We start from the raw sequence: 12,416 nt of genomic DNA, 5'->3' as shown, positions 1-12,416 counted from the left end.
CACGGAAGTTAAGCGTCTCAGCGCCGAAAGTAGTTGGGGGATCTCCCCCTGTGAGGATAGGACGTTGCCAGGCAACAACGCAGGACGACTGAGCATACGCTCGGTCGTTTTTTTACGTTCATAATGAAACCGAACTCCAAGATCTACTGATCCATACAATGAAATTCCGAACAATTTGCATATAATTTAAGCCAATGAACACAATTCTGAACTTTCTGAACATCGGGAATTGAATTGCACTTTTGCGTTATACCTGTTACCATTACAGAAATATTTCGAAACAAAGATGTAGGTAGAACGAGAAAGGGGCCATCAATTTTTATGTGGGAAAATAAGTTTGCAAAAGAAGGTTTAACATTTGATGATGTATTACTCGTACCACGGTTTTCAAATGTCTTACCACGTGACGTTGATTTAAGCACGAAGCTCTGTGAAGGACTCGAATTAAATATTCCAATCATCAGTGCCGGTATGGATACTGTCACTGAAGCCCCAATGGCGATCGCTATGGCCCGTCAAGGTGGTTTAGGTGTCATTCACAAGAACATGTCGATGGAAATGCAGGCTGAGCACGTCGATCGCGTAAAGCGCTCAGAAAATGGTGTCATCACAAACCCGTTCTATTTAACTCCAGACCGTCAAGTATATGATGCAGAATACTTGATGAGTAAATACCGTATTTCGGGCGTTCCAATCGTCAACTCAGAAGAAGAGCGTCAATTGATCGGTATTTTAACGAATCGTGATCTTCGCTTCATCAAAGACTATTCGACGGTGATCAAAGATGTCATGACGACAGAGAATCTCATCACAGCAAAAGTGGGTACATCGCTTGAAGAAGCTGAACGTATCCTTCATCAACATCGTATCGAGAAACTTCCACTTGTCGATGAGAACGGCGTATTGAAAGGTCTCATTACGACGAAAGATATCGAGAAGGTCGAACAGTTCCCGAACGCAGCAAAAGATAAGCAAGGTCGTCTTCTTGTCGCAGCTGCAGTCGGTGTGACGAAAGACGCGGCCTCACGTGCTCAAGTGTTGGTTGAAGCAGGTGTGGATGCACTAGTCATCGATACGGCACACGGTCACTCAGCTGGCGTACTTGAAAAAGTGCGTGAATTACGTGATATGTTCCCGTCCCTTCCAATTATCGCAGGGAACGTGGCGACAGCAGAAGCGACACGTGCATTGATTGAAGCAGGAGCATCCGTCATTAAAGTTGGGATTGGACCAGGCTCGATCTGTACGACACGTGTCGTCGCAGGTGTCGGTGTTCCGCAAATCACAGCAGTTTATGACTGTGTGACAGAAGCGAAAGAGCACGGTGTCTCAGTCATCGCTGACGGTGGAATCAAGTACTCTGGTGATATCGTCAAAGCGATTGCCGCAGGAGCCAACGCAGTCATGCTCGGAAGCTTGCTCGCAGGTGTGAAAGAGAGCCCAGGTGAGATGGAAATCTACCAAGGTCGTCAATTCAAGACGTACCGTGGTATGGGATCGGAAGCATCGATGAAACGCGGAAGCCAAGACCGTTACTTCCAGGAAGCAGACAAAAAGTTCGTTCCAGAAGGTATCGAAGGTCGCGTCGCGTATCGCGGTGAACTGGCTGACACGGTCTATCAATTGATCGGTGGTCTTCGTTCAGGTATGGGGTATTGCGGCGCTGCCGACATTCGTGCCCTTCGTGAAGATACACAGTTCATTCGTATGACAGGTGCTGGACTCCAAGAGAGCCACCCACACGATGTCAACATCACAAAAGAAGCACCAAACTATTCACGTTAATGAAAAACCGCCATCCTGTTCACTCAGGATGGCGGTTCTTTATTTGCGTTTCTCGACTAAAATGACAGTTCCTCCTTGATCTTGTGCAGGAAGTGAGACGGTCACCTTCCCGTCTTTTTGAACCGTGTATGACTTGCCGCTATAGCGGTCAATCAAAACGGTCTTCGCCTTGTACGACGTCTTAAATGAAACGGTTTGCGCTTTTTCTTTCGTGTTCAATCCGACAAGAACAGACTGTTTGCCGTAGGCCCGCTCAAAGATCGAATAACCAGAAGTAGCATTCACAGCGACGGATGAACGCGTTCCTTTACTGAATACGTGAGAATAGTCTGCACGGATATTCAATAGTTTCTGGTAATGCGTATGCATCGCTTTCCCTTCCCCTTTGACACGTGACCAGTCGAAGTCATAGCGGTTCTCGTTAAATTCACCTTTGTCCATATCCCCTGCATGTTTACCAGATTGTCCGACCTCTTCTCCGTAATAGATGACCGGTTGACCTTTGGCCGTAATCTGAAGGGCAGCAGCGACCATTTGCTTGCCTGTGTCTCCACCTGCACGCGAGACGAGGAATCCATCTTCGTCATGGCTACTTAAGAATTGTCCAAGTGTTGCTTCATTCGATAATTGGTTATTCCGGTATTGAAGCGCTTTTTCTACATCTTCAATGTTGCCGTTTACGAATCGCTCGGCCTGGTATTTAAAATCGAAGTCGAGCAAGGAATCCATTTGACCACTTCTCAAATAGCCGCCTGTGTTGTTGATGCTGGCACCATAGTGTTCGCCGATGAGTTTGAAATCCGGCTTGATTGTTGTCAGCTCATTTTTGAATGATTTCCACGTCGTTGAATCTACATGTTTGACCGTATCGACACGGAAATAGTCGATCGTATTTCCTTTTTTCGTTTTCGAACGTTTGATCCAATCCGTCTGCCATTTGACCAATTGCTCCCGCACGGCCGCTTCCTCGGTCTTGAAATCAGGAAGACCAGATAAGGACATTCTGAGGTCGTCCCCATCGACCGGATTCTCGCGAATCATGCCATCGAATACTTGTCGTTCTGCATCCGTCGGGAAATTCGTGACGGCTGAACTTGCACCTGGTTCCATGCCGTAGCCTGGATGGTTCAAGACGACATCGACCATAATTTTGATGCCACGCTTATGCGCCTCGTCAATCAATTTATGGAATGCGGCCATATCTCCAAGGTGTTCATCAAGTTTTTCAAAGTTTTTCGCCCAATATCCGTGATAGCCATATTGAGACCCATCTTTCCCATAACGCAAATCCCAATCGATGTTATCCACAATCGGTGTAATCCAGATTGTATTGATGCCCAAGTCGTCTAAATAATCGAGTTTTTTTGTGACACCCGCAAAGTCTCCACCATGGTACGATTCCAGATGGTCTTTATCATAGTACTCACGGTTCGGATTATCATTGGACACGTCCCCGTTATAGAAGCGGTCGGTTAGCATGAAGTAGATTCGTGCCTCATCCCAATCAAATGCTTGTTTCTCTTTCATCGATTTCGGAACGACACGGATGGTGGTCTTCGAGCGATGGACATTTCCATACTGGTCGACGGCTGTGACAGAGAGCGTCTTGTTTCCTGGTTTGATCGTATCTTTCACCGCAATGGTTTGAGCATTCAATGCACGGTCGATGTGCAACTTAGCGGGTCCTCCGAGAGGTCGTGCATCGATATAGAGTTCACGAAGCGTCACTCCCTTCGGTAAAGTTGGTTTTACCCGTAGGACGGCATTTTCTCTGGAGCTAATCGCTTTTGGACTGACTGAAGAAGTGAGTTTGACGGTCGGTTGGCGATACTCGATTTGAGAAGCCTCAAAGTACGGATCCTTCACTTCAGTCGTCACCCCGTCTTTTGTGACGAGGTACGTGTAATCATGAACGCCTTCAGGCAAACGCACTGTGTGGCGGAACCATTCGTTTTCAGGCTCATACGTCATTGGATAACTTTCATCATTGATTTTGAGTGCGACCTGTTCGATTTCATTCATTTTTCCGGATTCATAGAGTGCTACATCGCGGTAGAAGAAACTGATCCCGTCTGTACCGTACACTGGTCCGTTGACTGTCGGAACTTGATGGAACACACCTTTGCCGCTTTCGACGAGGACCTTCGTGACACGGTCTTCTCCGAGCGTGACGTATCTGTCTTCTCCGTATGCGTCCTTCACGGCCCAATCCGTTCCTTTTCGGATCACAAATCCGACTTTGGTGGCGTCTTGGCCAACGGGAATTCGGAAGATGGCCTCGTCCTCCGTGATGCGATACGGGTCAACTTGGCCGTCTTTTTTACCGGTGCTCCACGTCCACAAGTTCCAATCCGTATAATCTCCATCCGCGCGGACATACTTCATCTCGATATAACGAGTCGTTTCCCATGGATCGGCGAGCTTGGTTGCCGTTTTGAACGAAGTCGTCAAGGCAGGGAGTGACGTGTTGGAAATCATCCCTGTCACCGCATCCGCTGGGATGGTCGCCGTATATGACGTGTCGAGTGCGAGTGCCTCTTTCGGCTGAAGCGTCACGGTCGAACCGTTCGTTGTCACGTCGACCGGGATTTTTGTCTCTCCTTGTTGAAGCGTGGCTGCTTCAGTATCGAGACGGACAGGTTCGTTGAACGTCCATGTGATTGGGGTAGACACATCCACGTCGATCGAGGATGAAGCCGGGGTCACCGAAACGACCTCAAGCTGATCAACCGTCTCCACCCCATTTAACGTGAACGGGGCACTATATACGGATTGCGTCGACGGAGTAGCAGCGACGTTCCAGCTGTTCGCCAGTTGGTTGGCCGCGTTACTTGGAATCGTATCGAACGCACCATGCTCTCCTGCATTATTGCCGCTCAATACAGTCAAGGCACGAACTTGGTCTCCATTGTTTAGCCCGAGTAAGGATAATGGAATCTTTCCTTCGAATCCTTTCGTCCGGTCCACTGCGAAAGCCGCACCGTTCAATTGGTTCAATTGTAAGAGTGGGGTATCCTGTCCGGCCTTATAAAGGGCGGCCTCTTTGACTTTTTGATCGCCATCGACACGAACGAGAACATGATATTGAGGTGCCTTGTCGACGCCTGTAAAGTCGAATGGGTATCCGAGTGGATTTTCAGAGACGCCAGAATCTTCATCGTTAATTTGAAGGGCGATGTTAATGTATTGTCCGTTGTCGCCCCAATTCGGGACATTGTTCGCATCTACGTAAAAATAAAGATGTTGAGCATCGTTTTGTATGTATAAATCACCGACATCAAATCCTTGCCAACCCGTAGCCGGGGAAGTCGCAAGGGCTGGGGTTGAAGTCCAGTCTGTTTTCGATCCATCAATCGTCATCGTAGTCGGTTCGGCCAATGCGTTCATCGGGACACCGGCTTGAATGAGTAATGCTCCGGAAAGGATCAGCGTCGAAGCCTGACGAGCGGTTGTTTTTTTCATGAGGCACCTCTTCCTGTCAAATATATTTGCACACTTTTATGCAAACGTTTTCAAAAATAGTTTAGCGGAATTTGAAAGCGCTCACAATATGTTTTTGCAAAAATAATAAACCGCCTCTCCTATTTTGAAAGGAGAAGCGGTCAAGAGGATGGAGCGACGAGCTTTCCTTTTACAATCAGGCGCTCTGTCGTATCGAACGTACACGTGATTAACGTGATGGTTGGGGTTGAGGTGTCATCTAATACATCGACTCGTTCAGGAGAGACGGTTTCAAGCGAAGTGACTACGTACTCGTACGTTTGCACTTCATCCTGAAGGTAGATCGTCGCACCGACCTCGATTTCATGGAGCGGTCCGAATAGAGCGGTCGCTCGTTGTAAATAGTGGCCGGCGAGCGCATAGTTCCCTTTGCCCATCTCTTGTTCAGGATGCATCGTTCCGGCGCCTACCGCGAGACTTTCATTGTCCAATCCTTTCATGATGGGAAGTTTCAGTGAGACATCGGGAATTGAAATCACGCCGATTGTCGGCAAATTATGAAACCGATTGCGCGCTTGTAGGACGTCCGATACAGAGAGTGGACTGACGGCTTTGAAATCATAACTTGGATCAAATTCGCTCTCTTCTTGAAATTTCATCTGTTCCACCACGTATTCACTCGTCGAACTGGCAATGGCATTTTTCCAAATCGGACTCGTCAAAAAGAGGATGCCGCTCCCAATGAGTAAAAGTCCGATGAGCCACCGGATACGTCGATTCATGACTTCCCTCCTTTTGAAACTTCCCACGCAAGCATCAACTGAACGATCACGTCAGGTAAAGTCGACTCCGGCAAATGCGCAAACCCGAATAGAAATTGCTTGTGGGAGTCCGGATGCACGATGCGATAGTCGTTCATGGATTTAATGGCGATTCCGGCGGATTCGGCGGACCGCTTCAATTCTTGTTCTGTTCGCTCGGTCGCGATGGTCAAAACGACGTGCAATCCGGCACTTGCTCCGGTCACGGTGACGGTCGGTTCGAATGGTCGGAAGGCTGAGAGGACACTTTCTAACTTACGACGGTATATTTTTCGCATCCGGTTCAAATGCTTCTCAAAGTCACCGCTCGACATAAATAAGGCCAACGTCTGTTGTTCGAACCGGGGAACGCTACAGGTGAAATACTGGTGTCGTTCCCGGTAACGGTTTAACAAGGGTGTCGGTAAGACCATATAGCCGATGCGTAAGGATGGCATGAGAGATTTTGAAAACGTACTGATATAGATAACCCGTTCGTTCGGGTCCATGCTCTGCAGTGACGGAATCGGCTTGCCGCTATAGCGAAACTCGCTGTCGTAATCGTCTTCGATGATATACGTCTGATGGACGAGTGCCCAATTTAACAAACGTTGCCTTCGACTGACAGACAGGACGGTCCCTGTCGGAAATTGATGAGCAGGTGTGACATATAGTGCATCGATTGCATGACGCTCGAGTTCATTCACACAAACACCACTATCGTCTACGGGAATAGGAATCGATGTGCGTCCTTGTTGCTCGAACAACAGGCGCGTGAGCGGATAGCCAGGGTCTTCGATTCCGAAGATAGACGAGTCAGGTAAGAGATTCAAGAGCTGTGGCAACAGCTGTTCCGTTCCGGAGCCGACGATGATCTGTTCTGGTGAGCACTGTACGCCGCGGGAGTGATAAAGATATGTGGCGATTTCTTGGCGTAATTCTAGATCTCCTTGAACAGAACCTAACGCAAGTAATTCATGATTCACGTCATCGACTACATGTTTGATGTGTCGCTTCCATCGTTCAAACGGGAAGGCAGTCGTGTCGATTTGACTCGGGGAAACATCATAATCATATGTCTTTCGCTGAGGGGCTGGTGTGATGGTACTACTCGAGCGCCGGACGTACAGTTCCTCTTGAGGTAACACATAAAATCCTTTTCGAGGAATGGACTCGATGTATCCTTCGGCGAGTAACTGGGCATACGCGAACTCGACCGTGGTCTGCGAGACATCTAAAAATTGAGAGAGCTTACGCTTTGAAGGTAATTTGGTTCCTGTCTTTAACGTATCGTCGAGGATGGCATCCCGAATGTGCTTATACAATTGCTCGTAAAGCGGGATGGACGATTCTTGATCAAGCGATAAGGTAAGCATATCCATGGTGTGACGTTCCTTTCTTTACGAACCAAAAAAGAAGTAGAGCATAAACCCAAGAATAATGATGAAAGAGACAATCCCGGGTGTCCCGAATGAGGCACGATGACCCCCATCAAACGAATCGCGGTTTAACATACGTATTCCTCCTTTATACTTCAACAGGTTCGTGATAGATGAAATAGAGTCCTTTATTTAAAACTGACCACTTTAAATAATGAGAAACTGGCACTTTTAATATAGTCAATTCAACTTATACTAGCAAGTAGAACACGAATCAATGGAGGGATTTCAATGGAAAAGAGACAAGTAGGGACAGATAAAGTAAAACGTGGGATGGCTGAAATGCAAAAAGGTGGCGTCATCATGGACGTCATCAACGCTGAACAGGCGAAAATCGCTGAAGCTGCCGGTGCTGTGGCTGTCATGGCGCTCGAACGTGTACCATCAGATATCCGTAAAATGGGTGGCGTTGCCCGTATGGCTGACCCGACAATCATCGAAGACGTCATGGGGGCAGTATCTGTGCCGGTTATGGCAAAATGCCGGATCGGGCATATCGCTGAAGCACGTGTCCTCGAGTCGATGGGGGTCGACTTCATTGACGAGAGTGAAGTGTTGACACCAGCCGACGAAGAGTTCCACTTGTACAAGCGCGACTATACGGCGCCGTTCGTATGTGGAGCACGCGACCTCGGTGAAGCAGCCCGCCGTATCGGTGAAGGGGCAGCGATGATTCGTACAAAAGGGGAGCCGGGAACAGGGAACATCGTCGAAGCGGTTCGTCATATGCGTACAGTCCAAGCTCAAGTGAAACGTCTCTTGTCGATGAGCGTAGATGAGGTCATGACAGAGGCGCGCGACCTCGGTGCACCGTTTGAAGTATTGATGCAAATCCGTGAAGCGGGCCGTCTGCCGGTCGTAAACTTCGCAGCAGGTGGAATCGCGACACCAGCGGATGCTGCCTTGATGATGCACCTCGGGGCAGATGGAGTCTTTGTCGGATCTGGTATTTTCAAAGCGGAGAACCCAGAAAAATTTGCACGTGCCATTGTAGAAGCAACAACGTATCACGATGACTATGAGCGAATCGCACACTTGTCAAAAGGATTGGGTGAGGCGATGAAAGGACTCGACGTCCGCACACTCAAAGAAGAAGAACTCATGGCACCACGAGGCTGGTAAGATGGTAACGATTGGCGTATTAGGAATGCAAGGTGCGATTCGTGAGCATGTTCGCATGCTGGAAGCGCTCGGTGCTCGAACCGTTGTCGTTCGCTCGGTAGAAGACTTGGAGTCAATTGACGGACTCGTGTTACCAGGTGGAGAGAGCACGGCAATGCGTCGACTACTCGATCGTTATGGATTACTTGAACCACTTCGAGAGACGGAAACGTTACCAATGTTCGGCACATGTGCCGGCATGATTCTTCTCGCGAACGAAGTCGAAGGGTATGACGCCCACTTGAAGAAAATCCCGATGACAGTGAAACGCAATGCGTTCGGACGTCAGGTCGACAGTTTTGAAGTCGACCTTCCAGTGAAAGGGATCGATGAGCCAGTCGAAGCGGTCTTTATTCGTGCCCCACAAGTGGCACGTGTCGAACCGGAAGTAGATGTGCTCGCTGAAGTGGAGGAAGCGATTGTGGCGGTCCGTTACAATCAGTATCTGGCTTGCTCGTTCCATCCCGAATTGACGGATGACCTCTCGTTACATCGCTATTTTATCGAGATGGTCAAAGCGAATCAGAGTCAACATGTATAAGTTTGAGGGACCTCGCAAAAAGGGGGTCCTTCAAACTTATTTTTTGTTACACTGAACAAAGAAGCGTACAGAAAGGGGAAACGATGTGAAGGCCCGTTATTTCATCATATTGCTCACTGTCGTATTCGTCATACAGACCATGTTGCCATCGGCTGCCTCTGCGGCCGCTCCGAAAGTGGATGCAGCAAGCGCGATGCTTGTAGACGTGACGACAGGACAAGTTCTATTTGCCAAACAAGAAGATTCGATGCTTCAGCCGGCTTCAATCACGAAGCTGATGACTGCATTTTTGACGCGTGAGGCGATTCAGGCAGGGAAACTCAGTTGGACACAAGAAATCACACCGAGCGATGCTGCTTTGGCGTTGACGAGAAAGCCGGGGTTGGCACGAATCCCGCTGTTAAATAAACCATATACCGTCAAAGAATTATACGATGCCGCGTTGATTCGTTCAGCGAATGAAGCGGCCGTAACGCTCGGGGAGGCCGTATCCGGTTCGGAAGAGGCATTCGTCAAAGAGATGAATCGCCGGGCTGATGAATTAGGGATGACGCAAACGACGTTCGCGAACGCCTCAGGACTCGATTCTGAATCCGCTGGCCTACCGGGAGACAACTTGACGTCTGCTAAGGACTTGATGAAGCTCGCGATCGCGTATTTGACGACGTATCCGGAAGTGCTCGACGTGACGAAGCGGGCATACGTGGACGTCGACGGTGTTCGATTTGATGCGACGAATCGCATGCTCGCTAATCGTGACCTCGCTTATCCGGGAATGCTCGGCTTCAAGACAGGCACGACGAATGAGGCGGGATATTGTTTCATCGGCGTATCCACACGGGATGGGCGTACCGTTTTGTCGGTCGTCCTCGGTGCAACATCGGACGAGGGACGTTATGCAGCAACGAAAGCGCTACATGATTATGCTTATGCGGATTTCGTGATGACCCCAATCTTGCGGATGGGGGAGACAATCTCCAAGATGGCAACGGTCTCTCAAGGCGAGGAAGAGCAAGTCGCGGTCCGAACGACGAACGACTTTGAAGTATTAGTCGAAAAAGGAAGACCCGTACCGGAGCCCGAATATGATCTGCTTGATTTAGAGGCTCCGATTAAGGCTGACACACAGGCAGGCATGGTCACCATCGATTCTTCGGAGAACGTACGCTATTTAGAGGGAGAGGCTCCTCCTAAGATGGCACTTGTTACAGCGGAGTCGGTCGATACCGCCTCGTTCTTGACGAGAATAACGCGAGCTTTTTTGGATTTCCTCGATCAAATCCGACTCGCACTTGGAAAAATCAGTCTTGTCGAACAAGTTGAGATGTTGTAAAGTAAGATTAATTCAATGACAGATGCGATGATGAGAATAAGTACGTTACGTACGTCTACTGACAGAGAGCTAGTGGTTGGTGCAAACTAGTGAGATGACGTGACCGAATCGGCCTCGGAGCATTGACTTGGAAACAAGTCACGTTCGCACACGTTACGTGCATCGAGTGGCTCAAACATTTGGGCAACGAGGGTGGCAACGCGGATCCAAGGTGGTTCGTCCCTTTCCTACGGGAAAGGGACGTGCCACCTTTTTTATATGAAAAAGGAGGAATAGCAATGTTAGACATTAAACGTTTGCGACAGGATTTTGAAGGGATTAAAGAAAAGTTAGCTCACCGGGGGGAAGACTTGAGTGCACTTGACCGCTTCCCACAACTAGAGGAGAAACGTCGCGACTTGATCAACGAAGTCGAAGTGAAGAAAGCGAAGCGCAACGAAGCGACAAAACAGATCGCTGAATTGAAGCGGAACAAAGAAGATGCCGAAGGTCCGATTTTAGAGACACGTCGCCTCGGCGATGAAATCAAACTGTTGGACGAAGATTTACGCGAAGTTGAGGCAGAACTCAACTTGATTTTACTCAGCATCCCAAATATCCCGCACGAATCAACACCAATCGGCGAAACGGAAGACGACAACGTGACGATTCGCGAAATCGGGACAAAGCCTGAGTTTGATTTCGAGCCTAAGCAACATTGGGACGTGATGGAAGACCTTCAAATCGTCGATGTCGAGCGCGCTGGAAAAGTAACAGGTAGCCGCTTCGTCTTCTATAAAGGATTAGGCGCTCGCTTAGAACGTGCCCTCATCAACTTTATGATGGACCTTCATTCAGATGAGCATGGGTACGCTGAAGTGTTACCTCCTTACATGGTCAATCGAGATTCGATGACAGGAACGGGTCAGCTTCCTAAATTTGAAGAGGATGCATTTAAAGTAGCGGATACGAACTATTTCCTCGTTCCGACTGCTGAAGTACCGGTCACGAACATGCACCGTGAAGAAATTCTTGCGGAAACACAACTTCCAATCGCGTATACTGCATATAGTGCAAACTTCCGTTCTGAAGCTGGGTCAGCGGGACGTGACACGCGTGGGTTGATCCGTCAGCACCAATTCAATAAAGTCGAGCTCGTCCGCTTCGTAAAACCGGAAGAGTCTTATGAGCAATTGGAACTGTTGACAGGTCATGCTGAAGAAGTATTGAAACGTCTAGGCCTTCCTTATCAAGTGCTCAGCATGTGTACGGCAGATCTCGGATTCACTGCCGCGAAAAAATACGATATTGAAGTATGGATGCCGGCACAAGGGGTCTATCGTGAAATCTCGTCTTGCTCAAACTTTGAAGATTTCCAAGCGCGTCGTGCGGGAATTCGTTTCCGTCGTGACGCCAATGCGAAACCTGAGTTTGTGCATACGTTGAACGGTTCAGGTTTGGCCGTCGGACGAACGGTCGCAGCGATTCTTGAAAATTATCAACAAGCGGATGGATCGGTCGTGATTCCAGAAGTTCTTCGTCCTTACATGGGTGGAAAAGAAAAGATTGAAATGCCGAACTAAACGCTTGAGCAGCCTCGATTTTGAGGCTGCTCAATTTTTTTAATGTTTTTTCACAAAAGGGTTTGACATCTGTCTCTTCAGTTGGTACTATAAATCATGTCGAGCGACACTGTTGCTCACGAATTGCATATGAGCTTTGGAGGTGTACCCAAGTGGTTTAAGGGAACGGTCTTGAAAACCGTCAGGGGTGTAACAGCCTGCGTGGGTTCGAATCCCACCACCTCCTCCATTTCTTTTTTGGAGGCTCACACAATTTTATATCTTCTGGAGGTGTACCCAAGTGGTTTAAGGGAACGGTCTTGAAAACCGTCAGGGGTGTAACAGCCTGCGTGGGTTCGAATCCCACCACCTCCT

The 12,416-nt window shown here is 48.6% G+C and carries 8 protein-coding genes, 2 tRNA genes and 1 other annotated feature; of the genes, 7 read left to right on the top strand and 3 right to left on the bottom strand.

Annotation, left to right across the window (positions count from 1 at the left end; genetic code table 11):
* Positions 1 to 321 precede the first annotated feature (321 nt).
* On the top strand, positions 322 to 1,785 hold the full coding sequence (gene guaB, locus KNO68_RS14750; protein ID WP_078145949.1) for an IMP dehydrogenase: 1,464 nt from the start codon (positions 322 to 324) through the stop codon (positions 1,783 to 1,785).
* Between the two features lie 39 nt (positions 1,786 to 1,824).
* Here guaB and KNO68_RS14745 read toward each other — a convergent pair whose 3' ends face one another.
* The 3 genes from KNO68_RS14745 to pdxR form a co-directional block, all read right to left on the bottom strand.
* Complete coding sequence (locus KNO68_RS14745) at positions 1,825 to 5,247, bottom strand: alpha-amylase family glycosyl hydrolase (RefSeq protein ID WP_215112697.1); 3,423 nt, start codon at positions 5,245 to 5,247, stop codon at positions 1,825 to 1,827.
* A gap of 140 nt (positions 5,248 to 5,387) precedes the next feature.
* Entirely contained in the window at positions 5,388 to 6,008 is a 621-nt protein-coding gene (locus KNO68_RS14740) for a class A sortase (protein WP_078145947.1), read from the bottom strand.
* Positions 6,005 to 7,408 carry a MocR-like pyridoxine biosynthesis transcription factor PdxR gene (gene pdxR / locus KNO68_RS14735; RefSeq protein ID WP_214735222.1) on the bottom strand — a complete coding sequence of 468 codons (1,404 nt, stop codon included), beginning with the start codon at positions 7,406 to 7,408 and terminating at the stop codon, positions 6,005 to 6,007. The genes KNO68_RS14740 and pdxR overlap by 4 nt, the downstream gene beginning before the upstream one ends.
* 288 nt (positions 7,409 to 7,696) lie before the next feature.
* On the opposite strand from pdxR, the gene pdxS reads away from it, so the two are divergent.
* From pdxS to KNO68_RS14705, 6 genes are all read left to right on the top strand, one after another.
* Positions 7,697 to 8,587, top strand: a complete 891-nt coding sequence (gene pdxS, locus KNO68_RS14730; protein ID WP_012727762.1) for a pyridoxal 5'-phosphate synthase lyase subunit PdxS — start codon at positions 7,697 to 7,699, stop codon at positions 8,585 to 8,587.
* Position 8,588: 1 nt separating this feature from the next.
* A complete protein-coding gene (gene pdxT, locus KNO68_RS14725; protein WP_074035275.1) occupies positions 8,589 to 9,167 on the top strand; it encodes a pyridoxal 5'-phosphate synthase glutaminase subunit PdxT in 579 nt (192 codons plus the stop codon).
* Between the two features lie 85 nt (positions 9,168 to 9,252).
* A complete protein-coding gene (locus KNO68_RS14720; RefSeq protein WP_196431817.1) occupies positions 9,253 to 10,500 on the top strand; it encodes a D-alanyl-D-alanine carboxypeptidase family protein in 1,248 nt (415 codons plus the stop codon).
* An 18-nt stretch (positions 10,501 to 10,518) separates the two neighbouring features.
* Positions 10,519 to 10,727, top strand: a binding site (T-box leader).
* 51 nt (positions 10,728 to 10,778) lie between these two features.
* On the top strand, positions 10,779 to 12,062 hold the full coding sequence (gene serS, locus KNO68_RS14715; protein WP_214873976.1) for a serine--tRNA ligase: 1,284 nt from the start codon (positions 10,779 to 10,781) through the stop codon (positions 12,060 to 12,062).
* A 138-nt stretch (positions 12,063 to 12,200) separates the two neighbouring features.
* Positions 12,201 to 12,291 (top strand) — tRNA-Ser (locus tag KNO68_RS14710).
* Between the two features lie 37 nt (positions 12,292 to 12,328).
* Positions 12,329 to 12,416, top strand: a tRNA-Ser gene (locus KNO68_RS14705).

This window comes from Exiguobacterium sp. s75, from assembly GCF_018617145.1.
Classification (GTDB): Bacteria; Bacillota; Bacilli; order Exiguobacteriales; family Exiguobacteriaceae; genus Exiguobacterium; species Exiguobacterium profundum.
Note: the sequence above shows the minus strand (reverse complement) of the source record. Positions and strands in the feature narration are given on the sequence as shown.